The 18,031-nt window shown below is 56.7% G+C and carries 16 protein-coding genes and 2 riboswitches; of the genes, 8 read left to right on the forward strand and 8 right to left on the reverse strand.

The window, feature by feature from the left end:
* Nucleotides 1-8: 8 nt before the first annotated feature.
* Nucleotides 9-2,453: a protein-disulfide reductase DsbD family protein gene (locus AUP42_RS02000; RefSeq protein ID WP_231858124.1), complete on the forward strand. Its 2,445-nt coding sequence runs from the start codon at nt 9-11 to the stop codon at nt 2,451-2,453.
* Between the two features lie 171 nt (nt 2,454-2,624).
* On the forward strand, nt 2,625-3,107 hold the full coding sequence (locus AUP42_RS02005; protein WP_062948374.1) for a peroxiredoxin: 483 nt from the start codon (nt 2,625-2,627) through the stop codon (nt 3,105-3,107).
* A 78-nt stretch (nt 3,108-3,185) separates the two neighbouring features.
* On the opposite strand, the gene AUP42_RS02010 is transcribed toward AUP42_RS02005, so the two are convergent.
* From AUP42_RS02010 to AUP42_RS02040, 7 genes are all read right to left on the reverse strand, one after another.
* On the reverse strand, nt 3,186-3,590 hold the full coding sequence (locus AUP42_RS02010; RefSeq protein WP_062948376.1) for a hypothetical protein: 405 nt from the start codon (nt 3,588-3,590) through the stop codon (nt 3,186-3,188).
* Between the two features lie 211 nt (nt 3,591-3,801).
* A complete protein-coding gene (locus tag AUP42_RS02015; protein ID WP_062948378.1) occupies nt 3,802-4,710 on the reverse strand; it encodes a protein phosphatase CheZ in 909 nt (302 codons plus the stop codon).
* Between the two features lie 205 nt (nt 4,711-4,915).
* The gene (gcvPB, locus tag AUP42_RS02020) at nt 4,916-6,412 is read right to left on the reverse strand and encodes an aminomethyl-transferring glycine dehydrogenase subunit GcvPB (RefSeq protein ID WP_062948380.1); all 1,497 of its coding nucleotides are present in this window, start codon (nt 6,410-6,412) and stop codon (nt 4,916-4,918) included.
* Nucleotides 6,409-7,764 (reverse strand): aminomethyl-transferring glycine dehydrogenase subunit GcvPA, encoded by a 1,356-nt coding sequence (gcvPA, locus tag AUP42_RS02025; protein WP_062948382.1) that lies wholly within the window; start codon nt 7,762-7,764, stop codon nt 6,409-6,411. Before gcvPA ends, gcvPB begins: the two co-directional genes overlap by 4 nt.
* Nucleotides 7,765-7,767: 3 nt before the next feature.
* Nucleotides 7,768-8,139 (reverse strand): glycine cleavage system protein GcvH, encoded by a 372-nt coding sequence (gene gcvH, locus AUP42_RS02030; protein ID WP_062948384.1) that lies wholly within the window; start codon nt 8,137-8,139, stop codon nt 7,768-7,770.
* A 165-nt stretch (nt 8,140-8,304) separates the two neighbouring features.
* The gene (gcvT, locus tag AUP42_RS02035; RefSeq protein ID WP_062948386.1) at nt 8,305-9,417 is read right to left on the reverse strand and encodes a glycine cleavage system aminomethyltransferase GcvT; all 1,113 of its coding nucleotides are present in this window, start codon (nt 9,415-9,417) and stop codon (nt 8,305-8,307) included.
* Nucleotides 9,418-9,474: 57 nt separating this feature from the next.
* A riboswitch (glycine riboswitch) is annotated at nt 9,475-9,577 on the reverse strand.
* Between the two features lie 3 nt (nt 9,578-9,580).
* A riboswitch (glycine riboswitch) is annotated at nt 9,581-9,704 on the reverse strand.
* Between the two features lie 250 nt (nt 9,705-9,954).
* Nucleotides 9,955-10,677: a hypothetical protein gene (locus AUP42_RS02040; protein ID WP_231858125.1), complete on the reverse strand. Its 723-nt coding sequence runs from the start codon at nt 10,675-10,677 to the stop codon at nt 9,955-9,957.
* A gap of 91 nt (nt 10,678-10,768) precedes the next feature.
* On the opposite strand from AUP42_RS02040, the gene ispH reads away from it, so the two are divergent.
* The 5 genes from ispH to AUP42_RS02070 all read left to right on the forward strand — a co-directional run bounded on the left by ispH (nt 10,769) and on the right by AUP42_RS02070 (nt 16,497).
* On the forward strand, nt 10,769-11,716 hold the full coding sequence (gene ispH / locus AUP42_RS02050) for a 4-hydroxy-3-methylbut-2-enyl diphosphate reductase (RefSeq protein ID WP_062948520.1): 948 nt from the start codon (nt 10,769-10,771) through the stop codon (nt 11,714-11,716).
* 32 nt (nt 11,717-11,748) lie between these two features.
* The gene (locus AUP42_RS02055) at nt 11,749-12,723 is read left to right on the forward strand and encodes a homoserine kinase (protein WP_062948392.1); all 975 of its coding nucleotides are present in this window, start codon (nt 11,749-11,751) and stop codon (nt 12,721-12,723) included.
* Nucleotides 12,724-12,729: 6 nt separating this feature from the next.
* Nucleotides 12,730-13,173: a ribonuclease HI gene (rnhA, locus tag AUP42_RS02060; RefSeq protein ID WP_062948394.1), complete on the forward strand. Its 444-nt coding sequence runs from the start codon at nt 12,730-12,732 to the stop codon at nt 13,171-13,173.
* 216 nt (nt 13,174-13,389) lie between these two features.
* Nucleotides 13,390-15,789 carry a putative bifunctional diguanylate cyclase/phosphodiesterase gene (locus AUP42_RS02065; protein WP_231858126.1) on the forward strand — a complete coding sequence of 800 codons (2,400 nt, stop codon included), beginning with the start codon at nt 13,390-13,392 and terminating at the stop codon, nt 15,787-15,789.
* A 33-nt stretch (nt 15,790-15,822) separates the two neighbouring features.
* Nucleotides 15,823-16,497 (forward strand): DNA-3-methyladenine glycosylase I, encoded by a 675-nt coding sequence (locus AUP42_RS02070; RefSeq protein ID WP_062948398.1) that lies wholly within the window; start codon nt 15,823-15,825, stop codon nt 16,495-16,497.
* A 46-nt stretch (nt 16,498-16,543) separates the two neighbouring features.
* On the opposite strand, the gene AUP42_RS02075 is transcribed toward AUP42_RS02070, so the two are convergent.
* Nucleotides 16,544-17,284, reverse strand: a complete 741-nt coding sequence (locus AUP42_RS02075) for an SDR family NAD(P)-dependent oxidoreductase (RefSeq protein ID WP_062948400.1) — start codon at nt 17,282-17,284, stop codon at nt 16,544-16,546.
* A gap of 105 nt (nt 17,285-17,389) precedes the next feature.
* On the opposite strand from AUP42_RS02075, the gene AUP42_RS02080 reads away from it, so the two are divergent.
* Complete coding sequence (locus tag AUP42_RS02080) at nt 17,390-18,010, forward strand: TetR/AcrR family transcriptional regulator (RefSeq protein WP_062948402.1); 621 nt, start codon at nt 17,390-17,392, stop codon at nt 18,008-18,010.
* The last annotated feature ends 21 nt before the right edge of the window (nt 18,011-18,031 follow it).

The following is an 18,031-nucleotide window of genomic DNA, read 5'->3' on the forward strand; positions in this document are numbered from 1 at the left end:
GTAAAAAGATGGTGTTCCTGATCACATCACCGGGCACACCACCGATCACCCCACCAGGCACACGAGCCGGTAACGCAGTCGTGCCTTGCTTTGAACATCAACCGGGATTAGCCATCATTTCCATGGCATCCTGGGGCATGCCGGTGGCACAAAGCCCGGTTTTGTGCCATATCCACCAAACGGAATGTCATCGTGCCCGTTTCGAAAACCAGAAGGAACCACCCGTGATCCGGTCTTTGCCTGTCATCCTTGGCCTGTTTATCGCAGCCCTCGCCCCACTGGGTATCGGGGCGGGCGCAGGTGCGTACGCGCAAACCGCCGCCAGCAACCGGGTTGACGAGGATTTCGCATCGGTCCGCCTGCTAAGCGCGCGTGACGCCATCAATGGCCGCGATGAAATCCGCCTTGGTCTTGAATTTGAACTTGAGCCCGACTGGAAAATCTATTGGCGCAGTGCCGGTGATGCCGGTTTCCCGCCGCAGCTCGACTGGGCCGGATCAACCAATATCGGCAACGGCGAAATCCGCTGGCCCGCCCCGCACCGTTTTTCGATCTTTGGCCTCGAAACATTCGGCTACAAGGATCACATCATCCTGCCGATTGACGTCCCCGTGACCGATCCCGCACAGGCCGCCCATATCGAGCTTGATGTTGATTATCTGGTCTGCAGCGATGTCTGCATCCCCGCACAGGCCCACCTTACCCTTGATATCCCGGCAAACCTTTCGGGTGGCACGGATAGCGATAACCCCGCCATCAGCAGCTTTGCCCATGACATCGAAAAATTCGCATCCCGCGTTCCGCTTCGCGGGGGCAACTTGCCAATGTCGGTCACCGATATCTGGCAGTCGGTCGACGCATCGGGCGAAAATGACAAAACATTTCTCAATGTCACCGTCTCGGGCCTTGATCAAACCGCGGCCGATCCGGTTGAAATCCTGATCGAAGGCAATGTCCGCCTTGGCTTTGGCGTGCCGGTCCCGACCGCAACCGATGACACAACCGGCACACAGCAATTCCGGATCCCGATCTATGGCCTGAAAGACGGTCAGACCACGATTGGCGATGACGTGATCGTCACCGTCATTGCCGGCCCCCTTGCCATCGAACAGGACCGCCAGATCGCCGCTTCCCCGTCTGGTTCTGCCACCAGCAGCAACACCGTTTCCGGCACCAGCATCGCCGCCACCAGCCTCTGGCTGATCGGCGCGCTGGCCCTTCTGGGCGGCTTTATCCTGAATTTCATGCCCTGCGTCCTGCCGGTCCTCTCGATCAAGGTCATGTCGGCGATGAAGGCCCAGGGTGCCGAACGCAGTGCCACCCGGCGCGGCTTCCTTGCCAGTGCGGCGGGCATCATCACGTCCTTCTGGCTGATTGCCGCTGTCCTGATCGGCATCAAGCTTGCGGGCGGCACGATTGGCTGGGGCATCCAGTTCCAGCAACCGCTGTTCCTGACCGTGATGACCATCATCGTCGCCCTGTTTGCCTTCAATATGTGGGGCCTGTTTGAAATCAACGGTCCGGCTGAACTCGGCAATGCCGCCAATGATGCCATCACCACGCGCGAACAATCCGGAAGCCACCTTGGCGGTCATTTCCTGACCGGCATGTTCGCCACCCTGCTGGCAACCCCGTGTTCGGCCCCGTTCCTGGGCACGGCAGTCGGTTTCGCGCTGGCCGGAAGCAGCTTTGACATTTTCTGGATATTCACCCTGCTGGGCATCGGGCTTGCCATTCCTTATCTGGCGATTGCCGCCCGGCCCGAAATCGCCCGACTTCTGCCTAAGCCCGGTCGCTGGATGGGCTTTGTCAAAGGGGTTCTGGGCGTGGCCCTTGCCGGAACCGCCATCTGGCTTCTGTCGGTTCTGGCGGTTCAGATCGGCATGGGCGGGGCGATTGCGGTTGGTGTCGCCCTTGTGATCGCGGGCATCCTTCTGTTTGCCCGCCACCGCACGACGGTGCAGAAACGCAAATTTGCCTTTACAGCACTTGCCACCCTTGGCGTGCTGGCCGCCCTGTTTGCACCGGGCTTTTCCAAGGCCCCGGTTCGCGACACGGGGGGTGCTGAAACCGTCACCGGCAAACTCCCTTGGCAGCCCTTCGCCCCGGATGAAATCGCCCGCCACGTTGCTGATGGCAAAACCGTTCTGGTCGATATCACCGCCGAATGGTGTGTCAGTTGTCAGGTCAACAAGAAGCTGGTCCTTGAAACCGACGAGATCACCGCGGCCCTGTCTGCCGATGATGTCATTGTGATGCAGGGCGACTGGACCCGCCCCGACCCGGTGATTGCGGGCTATCTTGCCGGCTATGGCCGTTATGGCATTCCGTTTAACGCCGTGTTTGGCCCGAACGCCGAAAAAGGCATCCTGCTTTCGGAACTTCTCAGCAAAAAAGAAGTTCTTGCTGCACTGGCCGATGCAACCGGCCGGGCCGATCTTGTCAAAAACTGATCCGGTCCATGTCTTTGCATGTCGCGGCCAGCATGCAGGAACCGATGACAAAGATTTGAAACCATCGCAACATCACCGGATATGATTGAAGATCAACCCGTTTTGCTGTTTGATGGCCCTATCCCAGAACAAGGGCGGCAATAAAGCCGCCCGCATGACGGAGAAAACCCCATGACCATCGAAATCGGCAGCCCCCTTCCCGAAGTCACCCTTTTCCGCGCAACGGCTGACGGCCCCGAAGCCGTCAACACCAAGGAATTTTTCGCCGGTCGCAAGGTCGTCGTCTTTGCCGTGCCGGGTGCCTTCACCCCCACCTGCTCGGCCAAGCATCTGCCGGGCTTCGTTGCCAATGCCGATGCCATCAAGGCAAAGGGCGTTGATGAAATCGTCTGCCTGGCATCGAACGACGCCTTTGTTCTGCGCGCATGGGCCAAGGCGGAAAATGCCGGTGACAACATCACCATGTTGTCCGATGGCGATCTCGCCTTCGTCAGCAAGACCGGTCTTGAACTGGACCTGACCGGTCGCGGTCTTGGCAAACGCGCCAACCGTTTTGCGATGATTGTCGATGATGGCAAGGTTACCGATCTTGCGGTCGAAGAACCGGGTGCCTTTGACGTGTCGAGTGCCGAAACCGTGCTCGGCAAACTCTGATCGGTTCGCCCGAACCCCACGGCCTGAAAACAGAAAAGCTCCGCAGTGATGCGGAGCTTTTCCTTCATCTGTAGACGCTTAACGCGGCAAAAGGATCGGAATCGGGTCCGATTTGCTGTCAAAATCGCATTCAAAAGTCGGATTGGTGTGCTTGGCAATGAAATGCACCACACCTTCCCTGAAGTCCGCCTTGATCGGGGACCAACTCATGAATACGCCGCCCCGGTTGTCATATTCGCGAATATCGCGGTCCCGGAAAAGTTCGCGGAAACTGTGACCAAGATCCTCGGTCGCCCCGGCAACCAGCCACGACGGCTTCAAACCGCCATGCCAAAGCAGATAAACACCCCCGACATTGTCGAGTTTGAGTTCGCTGAAATCATCAATCATGAACAGACGATAATATTCGCCACGCGGGCTTTTCCGCCATTTGATATCTTGTGCCTTTGGCTGGCGCATACCGCCAAGCGACCAGAATCCCATTTCATCCTCCAAGCGTGCATGAATGCGCGCAACTGCCCGTCACACGCATCCCAACACAAGCTTTTGTTTTTATGAACAATACGATATCGGGAAACTGTAAACTTTTGGTTGACTGATTACAGGTCGCGATTTCGCAAGATCTTGTTCTGGCGCAAGACTCACTCCGGGTTTCAACCTGGAATATAATATCCTGTCGAACATTTTGGAATAGTCAGTCAAACAATTTGTCGATGTCGTCCTGGCTGATTCCCTCGCCTTCAAGCTGCGGACCATTCAGAAGATCGTCATCTTCATTCCTTGGCGTTCCGTCATCATCATCGGGAACCGGCAGGTCGCTAAAGGCATCCTCGCCCCAGATCAGGATCATGTTGTGAACCCGTTCTTCTACGAATTCAAGGGTTCGAACCACCTTGTTGATGCGCTGGCCGGTGATGTCCTGGAAGTTACAGGACTCGAAAACCTTGGTGACCAGAAACGCGATCTGTTCGACATGGTCGGCGACGAAGTCGTTCGGCGCCGCATTTTTAAGCGTCATCGCCAGGTCATCGATCTGTTCGGCGGATTCAAGGATCGTATGCGTTGCCATTTCCGTGTCCTTGATGATCGCATCAAGTTCGGTGGTCGCATTGACCAGACGGTCATCCTCCGCCTTCGGATGGCGCAGCGACGCAATCTGCATCTTCGCCTTGTGAATATGCTCGTTCATTTCCTCGATCTGCTTGCGGATCAGTTCGAGGTCGTCACGGTCGGGCTCGGATGCCCCCGGACGGTTGCTGTGGGTAAAATTGCTGCTGACCGGTTCGGGCAGAACATCCGTCGCACCACCGGATGGGGCCGGGCTTTCCAGAGGGGCCGCATCAACCGTGCCACCGGCACGAACCGCATCGCGAAGCTCGGCAACTTCGGATCGAAGGGCACGGATTTCATCCAGAACAGCCTGATTGATCCCCGTCGCATCCGCCGTCGCGGCTGGCTTTGGCGCCGGTAATGCCGCACCTGCCCCCATACCGGTTTCAAGCGTCGGATCGAAAAAGGAATCCGACCAATCTTCGACCACACCACCCGAACGTTCTTTTAAACGGCGTTCTGCGGTGAAAACCTTCTGCACGCGACGTGACATGACTGACTTCAATCCTCCGGCAACGGGGTGTATTCCCCGATCCCAATTCCCCCGATCATCCGTCCCCGTGGTCCGATGATCACTTTAAAACAAGTATAAGGGTCCAGATTGCTACAAGTCCAATGGGTTTCAAGAACAACCCCTTGAAAAAGCACACCCCGGCCAACCGACCGGGGTGTGCAAAAAGGTTATGCTGCGTTGCAAATCAAGCAGATTCAGGCATCCAGCGCAGAACCGGCTTTCTTGCCGCCGCCGTTTCGTCAAGACGACGGCGCGGCGTCAGATACGGTGCATTCTTGAAGAATTCCGCATCACCCGATTCTGCCTTGGCCACCAATGCCAGAACCGCATCGCAGAACTGGTCAATCGATTCCTTGGTTTCCGTTTCCGTCGGCTCGATCAAAAGCGCACCGTGAACCACCAGCGGGAAATACATGGTCATCGGGTGGAAGCCCTCGTCGATGATCGCCTTCGCCAGATCCAGCGTCGAAACACCGGTATCTTTCAGGAAATCATCGTCAAACAGCGCTTCGTGCATGCAATAGCCGGGGAATGCCACGCTCAGCTTGTCTTTCAGACGCGCCAGCAGATAGTTGGCATTCAGCACCGCATCACCCGATGCCTGACGCAATCCATCCGCACCATGGCTTTTCATATAAGACAGCGCACGAATGAACATGCCCATCTGTCCGTGGAAGCCCTTCAGACGACCGAACGGCTTTTTGCCATCCTGTTCTTCTGCGGTTTCCACCAGATGGAATTTCTCACCCTTGCGCACGACATAGGGGATCGGTGCGAACGGGGCCAGTGCGTCGGAAAACACAACCGGACCCGAACCCGGTCCACCGCCGCCATGCGGGGTCGAAAAGGTTTTATGCAGGTTGATATGCATCGCATCAATGCCAAGATCGGCCGGGCGCACCCGTCCGACAATCGCGTTGAAGTTCGCCCCGTCGCAATAGAAATACCCACCGGCCGCATGGACCAGATCGGCAATCTTGCGAACGTCACGTTCAAACAGCCCGCAGGTATTCGGGTTGGTCAGCATGATCCCCGCAACATCATCGCCAAGCTTGGCTTCGAACGCCGCCAGATCAACACGGCCATCTTCGGTGGCCGGGATCGAATCAACCGTGAAACCACATGCCGCGGCCGTTGCCGGGTTGGTCCCGTGGGCTGATTCCGGCACCAGAACACGACGACGGTTTTCACCGCGCGCATCAAGCGCCGCACGGATCGCCATCATGCCGCAAAGCTCGCCCTGCGCGCCCGCTGCGGGCGACATGGAAACGGCGGGCATCCCGGTCAGAACCAGCAGCCAGTGCGCACAACTGTCAATCAGTTCAAGCGCCCCCTGAACCGTGCTTTCGGGCTGCATCGGATGCAGGTCGGCAAGACCGGGCATACGTGCAACCTTTTCGTTCAGGCGCGGGTTGTGTTTCATCGTGCACGAACCCAGCGGGAAGAAGCCGGAATCAATGCCAAAGTTTTTCTGCGACAGGCGCGTGAAATGACGCACCACCTGCGGCTCCGACAGGCCCGGAAGACCAACATCGCTATCGCGATCAAGGCCGCCAAGGCGTGATTTGATGCCCGCTGGCTTCGGAAGGTCAACACCGGTACGACCCGGTTCGCCCTGTTCGAAAATCAGCTTTTCCTCAAGAACGAGGCCGCGGTTACCGGTATGGGTGGTAAAGCTCATGCCAGCACCTCCTTCAATGCAGACGCAAGGTCCGCGATGTCTTCGTCGGTGTTGGTTTCGGTCGCCGCCACCAGCATGTAATGGTCCAGATCGTCACGGTTCGGATACAGGCGCGACAACGGAACGCCACCAAGGATACCCTTGGCAACCAGTGCCTCGACCACCTCGGCTGCCGGTTTGGCAAGCTTGACGGTGAACTCGTTAAAGAAGCTGTCATTGACAACTTCCGCACCCGGTACCGCATCAATCGCATCGGCGGTCTTGCACGCGGTTTCATGGTTCAGTGTCGCCACACCACGATACCCGTCTTCACCCAGAAGGCTCATATGCACCGTAAAGGCCAACGAACACAGACCGGAATTGGTGCAGATGTTCGATGTCGCCTTTTCGCGGCGGATATGCTGTTCACGGGTCGAAAGCGTTAGAACAAAACCGCGCTTGCCGTCCTGATCGACCGTTTCACCACACAGGCGACCGGGCATCTGGCGTACCAGTTTGCTGGTCGTGGCAAACAGACCAACATATGGCCCGCCATAGTTCAGGTTGTTACCAATCGACTGGCCTTCGCCGCAGACGATATCCGCGCCAAAGCTGCCCGGCGATTTGACCGCGCCAAACGCCATCGCCTCGGTAAAGACCACGATCAGAAGCGCACCCTTGGCATGGCACGCATCCGCAAGCTTCGTGTGATCCTGAATACGGCCGAAAACGTCCGGATACTGAACCACGACGCAGGCGGTCTGATCATCAATCAGATCATCCAGCTCGTCGGCGGTTGCCTGCTTTTCCGGGTGCCCGTCGCGACCGGCAACTTCGGTATCGCTATACTGGCAATAGGTTTCCGTGACTTCACGGTAATGCGGATGCAGACCACCCGACAGAACCGCTTTCTTGCGCCGTGTTGCGCGGCACGCCATCAGAACGGCTTCCGCGCACGACGTTGCCCCGTCCCACATCGATGCGTTGGCCACATCCATGCCGGTGATCGATGCCACCTGGGTCTGGAATTCGAACAGATACTGCAACGTACCCTGCGCGATTTCCGGCTGATAGGGGGTATAGGCCGTCAGGAATTCACCACGCTGGATGATGTAATCGACCGTGGCCGGAACATGGTGGCGATACGCCCCCGCACCCAGGAAGCTCGGCACGCTGGCCGTGCCCATGTTTTTGGCGGCCAGTTTCGCCATGTCGCGTTCGACCTGCAATTCACCCAGATGATGGGGCAGATCGACCGGCTCGGACAGCAGCGCGCCTTCGGGCACGTCGCTATATAATTCATCAACGGACTTTGCCCCGATGGTTTCAAGCATCGAGACGCGATCCGCCTTGGTTAGCGGAAGATAACGCATATCTTAAAGGCCTTCGACAAAGTCTTTATACGCAGCTTCGTCCATCAGCTCATCAAGCTGGGACTCATCGGAAAGTTCCATGCGGAAGAACCAGCCATCGCTTTCCGGGGCTTCGTTCACCAGTGCCGGATTGTCATCAAGCTCTTCGTTGGCTTCGACAACGACACCATCAAGCGGCGCATAAACGTCGCTGGCGGCCTTGACCGATTCGACAACTGCCGCATCACCGTCCTTGGTCAGCTTTTTGCCAACTTCCGGCAGTTCGACATACACGATATCGCCAAGCGCCTGCTGGGCATAATCGGTGATGCCGACGGTCGCGACACCGTCTTCATATTCAACCCATTCATGTTCCTGCGAGAATTTTTTAGCCATTGTAATCGTCCCTGTAAGATCAGTTGTCTCTAAAATCTGTGGTCTGTCCGGTCTTCCCGTTTTCCGGGATGTTCCGGTTTTGCGGCTTCCCGGTTGTTCCGGTTGTTCCGCTATTTTTATCCCGGAAGGGCAACGTCGCGCCGCCCGCCCGATCCGTTCTGGCGATCAGCCGCGATAATAACGGTGCGGTGCAAACGGCAGCTCGACGATTTCCGCCGGGCGGGCCTTGCCGCGCACCATCAGATCGACTTTGGTACCCGGGGCGGCAAATTCAATTGCGACATATCCCATCGCAATCGGGCCATCCACGGTCGGGCCGAAACCACCACTGGTGATTTCGCCAATTTCTTCACCGTCACTGTTCAGGACAGCCGTATGTTCACGCGCTGGTGCCTTGCCTTCGGGCTTGATCCCGACACGTTTGCGATCCGCCCCGTTGGCAAGCTGATCAAGGATGATGTCTGCTCCCTTGAACCCGCCTTCTTCGCGGCGGCGCTTGTTGATGATCCAGTTAAGGTCGCCTTCGACCGGGGTGGTCGTGGTGTCGATATCGTTGCCATACAGGCAAAGACCGGCTTCAAGACGCAGCGAATCACGCGCGCCAAGGCCAATCGCCTCGACCTCTTCCTCGGCCAACAACTTGCGCGCCAGTTCTTCGGCGCGCTCATTCGGCACGGAAATCTCGTAACCGTCTTCGCCGGTATAGCCCGACCGGGTGACAAAGCACGCGATACCGGCAATATCGATCTCGGCAAAGCTCATGAATTTCATATCGGCAACCGACGGTGCAAACCGTGCCAGCACGCGGGCGGCGTCCGGGCCCTGCAATGCCATCAATGCCCGGTCATCAATCTCGATCAGCTCCACACCGTTATCAAGATTGGCACGCATATGGACAATGTCATCATCCTTGCACGCGGCATTGATCACCAGAAACAGGCTGTCGCCCGCATTGGTGATCATCAGATCGTCCAAAATCGTGCCATCGTCATTGGTGAATGCGGAATAACGGGTGCGGCCGGGTTTCAGGATCGCGATGTCACCGGGCACCAGCTTTTCAAGCTCGGCCACGCGATGTTCACCGGTCAGGCGAACCTGCCCCATATGCGAAACGTCAAACAGACCGGCCTTCGCACGGGTATGCAGATGTTCGCCCTTCACCCCCAGCGGATATTGCACCGGCATGTCATAACCGGCGAACGGCACCATCTTGGCACCCAGTTCCACATGCAAATCATAAAGGGCGGTCTTAAGCAGTTCGGTTTGATGATCGGCCATCAAGGTCTCCAGACAGGCGTTGCGAAACATAGCCGACCAGTGGCCAACCACGTCCCCCTCTGTCTTGGAGCCTGAAAGAATCACAGCCGGTTTGGACACCGGTCTGCTTACATCTTCGGCGAGGCGCACATCGATTTTCAATGCCGCCTGCTTTCCAGAGTCCCATCTCCCCGCGGTCCGTTTGCCTGAGAGTTTCCGGGGTGGTTGCTCCTTCGGCGTCCGCGCAATCCCTATCGATGCAATCACGCACATCGATCAAGACCGTGGCACTCTCCCACGGGGATCATTTGGGTATGCCCCCTTATACGGATTTGAATCCGACCAGACCAGCCCCAAAAATCATATCCTTTAAAATCACAATCTTTCGGCCCACCCATTGGTATGAGGATTAAAAGCCCTCTTTTAGTCCCTCCGGCAAATATCCATTATTTTGTATGAGGATTACCGAAAACGAACTTTTGTCCAAAAACGAAAATCCCGCCACGCGATGCGGGCGGGATTTGATTACTCACCAAAAATGAATAATAGGCCGGATTATTAATTTTTTCCGAAGCGCCGATTGTAATCAAGCTGGTCAGCACTCAGCTGGAAACCAAGGTAAATCTCGTAATCCGGACCGGCCCAGACATCGTCCAGCGGCACGTTCAGGGTCACCTGCTCGTCACGATACCGCGCCAGGTTCAAATTGCTCGGAAAGACCATGTCGACATCAAACAGATTCTTCTGGATGAACTCACCTGACGGGTCCTTAAGGGCTACGAAATACTGGAGTTTTGCGTTGCGCCCCTGCGCTGCCGGGCCCAGTTCGGCATTGATGATCGGGCTGATGACAACGTTCAGGACCTTGTCATCAAGGTCATAGCCGCAATCGCCCAGGTATCCGCCAAATTCGGCTTCAAGGATCACATCGGTCAGATCCCTGCCCTGACCGTTGAACTGCACCAGACGGGCGGTATCATTGGGCAAAAAGGCCCGCGGGCATGCCGGAACCGGCTGTTCCTCGAACGTGCCACACGCTGCCAGGAAACCGGCAAACGACACCAAACCCAATGCACAAATACGCCGCAGTCCGTTCGCAATCGTCATCCAAGCCTCTATAGAACTGGTCAAATCCGCTGTCATGCCCGATCCGGGCACAGCCGCGCGCAGTCTATTCGCTCCGATATGGCGACACAACCCGCTTCCGTTTGAAATCAGTGCATTCACAATAATTGCCACCAATACATGCATCCACATCCATCTTTGCATGGTGTCTGTCATTGCACGTCCGGTGCTGGCGGGTTATGTAACGAAGACATTTGAATAACCGTGCCATTGCATGGCGCGCATCATGAACATTCGGACCCGTATCATGTCTGACAAAGCCGACCTTCGGATCATTCTTGCCAACCCGCGCGGTTTCTGTGCGGGGGTGGATCGTGCGATCGAGATCGTCGAAAAGGCGCTGGTGAAGTACGGCGCGCCGGTCTATGTCCGCCACGAAATCGTCCACAACAAATTCGTGGTCGACCGCCTGCGCGACATGGGGGCTGTTTTTGTTGATGAACTTGATAAGGTTCCCGACGGGGTTCCGGTGATCTTTTCCGCCCACGGGGTGCCGAAATCGGTCCCCGAAACCGCCGAAAGCCGCAAGCTTGAATATCTTGATGCGACCTGCCCGCTGGTCTCCAAGGTGCATCGCGGGGCGGAACGCCACCATGCAGATGGCAAACATATCCTTCTGATCGGTCATGCCGGCCACCCCGAGGTGATCGGCACCATGGGCCAGTTGCCACCGGGCAGCATGACCCTGATCGAGACCGAAGAAGACGCCGAAAACCTGCAGGTCGAAAACCCGGAAAACCTTGCCTTCGTGACCCAGACCACCCTGTCGCTGGACGATACGGCAAGGATCATCTCGATCCTGCAAAGCCGTTTTCCGGCAATCGAGGTCCCAAAGAAAGAAGACATCTGCTATGCGACCACCAACCGCCAGCACGCGGTCAAGCTGATCGCAACCGATGCCGATGCCATTCTGGTGCTGGGCGCGCCGAACTCGTCAAACTCGAACCGTCTGGTCGAAGTCGCGAAACGCGAAGGATGTGACCGCTCGGTTCTGGTCGAACGTGCCAAGGATATCGACTGGTCCAAGCTTGAAGGCATTTCAACCCTTGGCATTACCGCTGGTGCCTCCGCCCCGGAAATCCTGGTCGAGGAAGTCATTGATGCCTGTCGCGAACGTTATAACGTCACGGTCGAAACCCTGACTTTGACCAATGAAAACGTCACCTTCAAGCTGCCCCGCCAGCTTGCCAGCTAACCCAGCTCTGATCCAGGAAATCCGAACATCACATGGCCGTCTATACCGACGTTTCTGACGAAGATATCGCCCGTTTTGTTGCCGAATACGATATCGGCAATGTGATTTCGTTCAAAGGCATCGCCGAGGGTGTCGAAAACACCAACTTCCTGCTTCAGACCGATCAGGCATCCTTTATCCTGACCCTGTATGAAAAGCGCGTGAACCCCGATGATCTGCCGTTTTATCTCGGCCTGATGGATCATCTGTCGGCCAAGGGGCTGAACTGCCCGACGCCAATCCACGGCAGGGACGGGGTTGCGTTGCGTCGTCTTTGCGGACGTCCGGCCGCCATCACATCCTTCCTGAACGGCATGTCGCCACGCCGGATCATGCCCCATCACTGCACAGGTCTTGGTACCGCGCTGGCGCAATTGCATACCGCCGGTCAGGATTTCGAGATGTATCTTGGCAATGCGCTGAGTGTGAAGGGCTGGCGACCGCTGTTTGAAAGCTGCCGTGCCGATGCCGATGGCGTTCAGCCCGGCCTTGAAAAGCTGATCGAGGATGAACTGGCCTTTCTTGAAGCCAACTGGCCCCACCAATTGCCCGCAGGCGTCATCCATGCCGATCTGTTTCCGGACAATGTGTTTTTCTTCCCCGGAAAGGACGATGTATCCGGCCTGATCGATTTCTATTTCGCGTGCAATGATCTGCTGGCCTATGACATTGCCATCTGCATGAATGCCTGGTGCTTCGAACCTGATAACAGCTTTAACGTCACCAAGGCACGCAACCTTCTGTCCAGCTACGGCAAGGTGCGCACCCTGTCCGAGGACGAACTGGCCGCCCTTCCGATCCTTGCGCGCGGGGCATCTTTACGGTTCCTTCTGACCCGTCTTTATGACTGGATCAATACGCCCAAGGACGCGCTGGTTACGCCGAAAAATCCGCGCGAATACATCAATAAACTGCGTTTCCATCAGCGCATCGACAGTGCCGGCGCCTATGGCCTGGGCGAGGAATAGGATCTAATGACGGCAACCGAAGACAACCGCGTCGAGATTTACACCGACGGCGCGTGCAGCGGCAATCCCGGCCCCGGCGGCTGGGGCGCAATCCTGCGATTTCGCGGGGTGGAAAAGGAAATGTCGGGCGGTGATCCCGAAACCACCAATAACCGTATGGAAATGATGGCTGCGATCAGTGCGCTTGAAGCATTGAAACGCCCCTGCATCGTCGACATTTATACCGACAGCAGCTATGTCCGGGACGGAATTACCAAGTGGATTTGGGGATGGCAGAAACGCGGATGGAAGACCGCAGACAAGAAACCGGTCAAGAATGTCGAGCTATGGCAACGGCTTCTGGATGCCCTGAAACCTCATAAAGTTGAATGGCACTGGGTCAAAGGACATGCCGGGCACCCCGAAAACGAACGGTGTGACGAGCTCGCACGACAGGCCGTACCAAAATAAACTTGGCCGACAAGTCCTTGAAGCTGCTGGACTTCGATCCAAAATAAATGGACCGGGACAGTTTTTGTGAACGCTATATGAAAAAAATGAAATCAAACTTGCTTTTGGGCTGACTTCCGGATTGAGTATGACAGTCCTAGGGGTATTGGAGCCCACCCGAAGGTCGAGTATGGTTGCCATTAACTAATCGATAGTGGGTGCCGAGGAGAAATACGCTTGTCGCGCGGATCGTACGGCTTTTTACAACGGAAGTCGCTTAGCAGCCGATTGCTTTTTATCGCGCTGCCGCTGGTTTCCTTGTTCTCCCTCGCCCTGTTCGTTGTCTTCGGATACGTCAGTTATACTGTGCTGCGCGACGATCTGACGGAAAAAATCGAACAGACGGCCGATATCAATGCTCGCGTTCTGGCAACACCTTTCTGGTATCTGGATGTCGACAATATTGAATCAGCCCTGAACGCCATGAGCCGCGATCGCGATATCGTCGCGGTGCAGGCCTTGGGGGCTGACGGCACCGAATTTGCCCATACCGGCGTATCCCAATCCGAACTGAACGACACCCTGCGCCTGTCGCGTCGCGTGTTCTTTGAACGCAACAATGTGCGCCATGATGTCGGCGAACTTGTGATCTTCTTCACAGAAGCCCGCGTTCAGGATCTGCTGTTCCGCCGGATCGTGATCGACATGATCCTGTTCGGCCTGCTGATTGCAGTTGTCGCTGCAAGCCTCCTGATCGCGAACAAGCGTTCGATCAAGGAACCGCTAAACCGGCTTTTGCATTCCATCCGCATGACCAAACATGGCCGGCTCCGCCGCCCCGTGGAATGGAACAGTGCGGATGAACTTGGCCTTCTGATCCGCGAATATAACGAAATGGTCGCCCTGCAGGGGCAGGCACAGGAAGAAGCCCAGCGCAAACAGGCCCTTCTCGAAGCCACCCTTCACAATATCGGCCAAGGCATATGCCTGTTCGATCAGGACCTGAACCTGATGGTCTGGAACGAACGCTATATCGAATTGCTGAACCTGCCGCGCGATCTGGTCAAGGAAGGCACGCCGCTTTCCGATATCCTGCGCTATAACGCCGAACGCGGCGAATATGGCGATGTCAGCATTCAGGCCCTGATTTCCGACCGTGTCGCGATTGCACGCCGTCGCGAACCCTATCGCATGGAACGCACCCGCCCGAATGGCCGTGTGGTTCAGGTCGATCATAACCCGATGCCCGGCGGCGGTTATGTTGCAACCTATACCGACATTACCGAACGCAAACAGACCGAAGCCCGCATGCGCCATCTGGCCGTCCATGACGTGCTGACCAGCCTGCCGAACCGCACCCTGTTCCTGGATCGCCTGCGTCAGGCATTGCTGTCCGCCCGCCGGTTCCAGCGCGGGGTCACGGTCCTGTTTGTCGATCTTGACCGGTTCAAGGACATCAATGATCACTTTGGCCATGATGTCGGCGATCTGATGATCCAGGAAATGGGGCAGCGCCTGTCACGGATCATCCGTGATTCCGATACCGCCGCCCGTCTTGGCGGCGACGAATTCGCGATCATCCAGACCGACGTTCAGAATATCGAAGACACCATCGCCCTTGCCCAGCGCATCATTGACGAGCTTTCGCAACCGTTCGATTGCCGTGGCATCCGCCTGCATTCAACCGCCAGTGTCGGCATCACCCTGTTCCCCGAAGACGGCGAAAACCCCGAACAGCTTGTCAAAAACGCCGATATGGCGATGTATGCCGCCAAGGCCGAAGGCCGCAACAATTACCGCTTCTTCCTGCCGTCAATGCATGAACGGGTCAAGGAACGCAAAACGATCGAAGAAGACCTGCGTAACGCGCTGGAATATGATCAGCTTGAACTTTACTATCAGCCGAAAATCGACTGTCGCACTGAAAAGGTCGTCGGGGCCGAGGCGCTGGTGCGCTGGCACCACCCGGATCGTGGCATGATCCTGCCGGGCGAATTCATTTCGGTGGCCGAGGAATGCGGCCTGATCAATCGGCTGGGTGCATGGGTTCTGAACAAGGCCTGCAAACAGACGCAAATCTGGCGCGAAACCACCTTGCCGGGCCTTCGCATTGCGGTAAACCTGTCCCCGGCCCAGTTCCAGGATGCCGAACTGGTCAGTTCCGTCACCCAGATCATGGATCAGACCCGCCTGCCCGATGGCACGCTGGAACTGGAAATCACGGAATCGATCCTGATGAACAACCCGGAAAAAGCCGTTTCGACCTTGAACGAGCTTAAAGGCCTTGGCGTGCGGATCGCGATTGACGATTTCGGTACCGGCTATTCATCGCTGAACTATCTGAAACGTTTCCCGGTTTCCTCGATCAAGATCGACCGGTCGTTTGTCAACGACATCCATGTCGATATGGATGACAAGGCGATTGTCGATGCGGTGATCGGATTGGGCCACAGCCTTAACCTTGAAGTCGTCGCCGAAGGCGTTGAAGAAGTCGAACAGCACGAATATCTGCGCGACAAGGGATGCGACTTCATTCAGGGCTTCCTGTTTGCCAAACCGTTGCCCGCCGCAACCTTTGAAAACTGGGTTCTTGAACGCCACGGCCGCCAGACGGCACGGATTGCCGTCAAGAATTGACCGGGCTTTAAGGCTTCAGGCAGGGATTGCGACATGGCGTTGCGTTCATTCACCGACATCATCACCGAAACGGCGGCTCTCAAGGGTGGCATGGATGCCATCAATGCCCGGCTGATCACGCCCAAGACCCCCGATGAAATCCGCAAAATCCCGTCGGACCGGTGGCTTTCGGCCATGACGATGTGCGTGTTTCAGGCGGGGTTTAGCTGGAAGGTGATTGAAAACAAATGGCCGAATTTCGAAACCGCCTATGACGGATTCGATATCGGCCGCTGGTCGATGATGCATGACGAGGACATTGATCGCCTGATGGCAACCGACGGGCTTGTCGCCCATGCACCGAAAATCAGGTCCGTTGGCCCCAACGCCCATTTCCTGTGCCAGATCGAAGAAGATCACGGCACCGTCGGCGCATGGTTTGCCGACTGGCAGATTGCCGATTATTGCGACAATCTGCGCATCGTTCAAAAAGGCGGTTCGCGCCTTGGCGGCAAAACCGGGCAGATGTTCCTGCGCCGGATGGGGGTCGATACGCTGGTCTTTTCCAACGACGTGATCAAGGCCCTTGGCCGTGAAGGCGTGGTTTCGAAAATGCCATCATCGGGCAAGGATTTTACCTCCGTTCAGGACGCGATTAACCAATGGCACGGTGAAACCGGTCGCCCCCTGACCCAGATCAGCCAGATACTGGCGTTATCGGTGGGCTGAGATATCCAGCCCACCGACCTGCAAATTCCAGACAAGAGCCGTTCAATCAGGCATTCACCCCGCTATCGACCGTGAATTCCGAACCGGTGACGACCTTTGCCTCCGGCCCGGCAAGCCATGCGACAAGACCGGCCGTGTCATTAGCGTCGCTATATTGCGAGATCGCCATGCGGCTGCGCTGGGCATCGGACATTTCGCCGTCTACCGGATTCATATCGGTTTCGGTTGACCCCGGATGAATGACATTGGCGGTGATTTTCCGTGGCCCCAGATCACGGGCAATCCCACGGGTAAAGCCCGATAGCGCGGATTTCGACATGGCATAAAGGCTAAATCCCGGCCAAAGCACGCGATGCGCCAAATTGCTGCCGGTTGTGATGATCCGGCCCCCATCGGGCATATGGGCCAGTGCTGCCTTGGTCGCGACAAAGACGGCCCGGACATTGACATCGACCGTCCGGTCAAACTGTTCGATGCTTAATTCATCGACCGGCCCCAACTCGATGATCCCGGCATTATTGACCAGAATATCGATCCTGCCGAATTTCGCGGCAGCTTCGTTAATCGCGGCCTCAATCTCGTCGGGTTTGCGGTTATCGGCCTTGATCGCCAATGCCACACCACCCGCAGCCTCGATTTCGCCAACCACATCACGGGCGCGATCCGGCGCACTGACATAGGTGATGGCGACTTTGGCACCTTCACGCGCCAGACGTTTTGCGATGGCGGCACCGATTCCACGGCTGCCGCCGGTAACGAATGCGACCTTTCCTGCAAGGTTCTGCATGATGAACTCCATTTATGTAATGATCACTACATAATTCGTGACAGGCTTGCATTTCTCCGTCAAGTGATTTATTTAGTGATCGTTACATAATTAGATGAGCACAAAATGGCGCCACGCGGAAGACCACGCGCATTCGACCGGGACGACGCCCTGAACAAGGCCCTGGCCCTGTTCTGGGAACGGGGATATGACAACACGTCCATGGCCGATCTGAGCGCGGCCATGGCACTAAGCCCGCCCAGCATCTATGCCGCCTTTGGCGGCAAGGAAATGCTGTTTGACGAGGTCATCACGCATTACGCCACGCATTATGGCGCATCGATCTGGGGAAATCTGGACAGGTTCAAACTGGCAAGGGATGCGACACAGCATGTCCTGATCGCGTCCGCCAATGCCTTTACCCGCGATGATACACCGCATGGCTGTCTGGTTGTTCTGGCCGCACCGCAGGCGGAATCAAACCACGCAACGGTTAATCAGACCCTGCGCGGCCATCGTCGCAAGGTGACGGAAATCCTGAAAAACCTGTATGACGCAGGCTTGAATCGCGGCGATATCCCACGCGGTACGAATATCGATAAAATGGCGAACTATTACGCGACCGTGCAGCATGGCATGTCGATCCAGGCCCGCGATGGCGCAACCCGTGACGAACTGATCGCCGTTGCCGAGGCCGCCATGGCAACCTGGCCAAGCCTGATCAGCACATCGCCGGTCAAAGCCTGAAACCGCCCCTACAGCAATCAA

This window comes from Thalassospira lucentensis, from assembly GCF_001613805.1.
Lineage (GTDB): Bacteria > Pseudomonadota > Alphaproteobacteria > Rhodospirillales > Thalassospiraceae > Thalassospira > Thalassospira lucentensis_A.

Excerpts from the sequence above, each read along its gene's own strand:
- AUP42_RS02075 (WP_062948400.1), bottom strand. The coding sequence starts at position 17,284 with ATGCAGAACCTTGCAGGAAAGGTCGCATTCGTTACCGGCGGCAGCCGT.
- AUP42_RS02080 (WP_062948402.1), top strand. The coding sequence starts at position 17,390 with ATGGCGCCACGCGGAAGACCACGCGCATTCGACCGGGACGACGCCCTG.
- AUP42_RS02010 (WP_062948376.1), bottom strand. The coding sequence starts at position 3,590 with ATGGGATTCTGGTCGCTTGGCGGTATGCGCCAGCCAAAGGCACAAGAT.
- AUP42_RS02070 (WP_062948398.1), top strand. The coding sequence starts at position 15,823 with ATGGCGTTGCGTTCATTCACCGACATCATCACCGAAACGGCGGCTCTC.
- gcvT (WP_062948386.1), bottom strand. The coding sequence starts at position 9,417 with ATGGCCGATCATCAAACCGAACTGCTTAAGACCGCCCTTTATGATTTG.
- AUP42_RS02055 (WP_062948392.1), top strand. The coding sequence starts at position 11,749 with ATGGCCGTCTATACCGACGTTTCTGACGAAGATATCGCCCGTTTTGTT.
- gcvPB (WP_062948380.1), bottom strand. The coding sequence starts at position 6,412 with ATGAGCTTTACCACCCATACCGGTAACCGCGGCCTCGTTCTTGAGGAA.
- gcvPA (WP_062948382.1), bottom strand. The coding sequence starts at position 7,764 with ATGCGTTATCTTCCGCTAACCAAGGCGGATCGCGTCTCGATGCTTGAA.
- rnhA (WP_062948394.1), top strand. The coding sequence starts at position 12,730 with ATGACGGCAACCGAAGACAACCGCGTCGAGATTTACACCGACGGCGCG.
- AUP42_RS02040 (WP_231858125.1), bottom strand. The coding sequence starts at position 10,677 with ATGACAGACACCATGCAAAGATGGATGTGGATGCATGTATTGGTGGCA.
- AUP42_RS02005 (WP_062948374.1), top strand. The coding sequence starts at position 2,625 with ATGACCATCGAAATCGGCAGCCCCCTTCCCGAAGTCACCCTTTTCCGC.
- gcvH (WP_062948384.1), bottom strand. The coding sequence starts at position 8,139 with ATGGCTAAAAAATTCTCGCAGGAACATGAATGGGTTGAATATGAAGAC.
- ispH (WP_062948520.1), top strand. The coding sequence starts at position 10,769 with ATGTCTGACAAAGCCGACCTTCGGATCATTCTTGCCAACCCGCGCGGT.
- AUP42_RS02015 (WP_062948378.1), bottom strand. The coding sequence starts at position 4,710 with ATGTCACGTCGCGTGCAGAAGGTTTTCACCGCAGAACGCCGTTTAAAA.
- AUP42_RS02000 (WP_231858124.1), top strand. The coding sequence starts at position 9 with ATGGTGTTCCTGATCACATCACCGGGCACACCACCGATCACCCCACCA.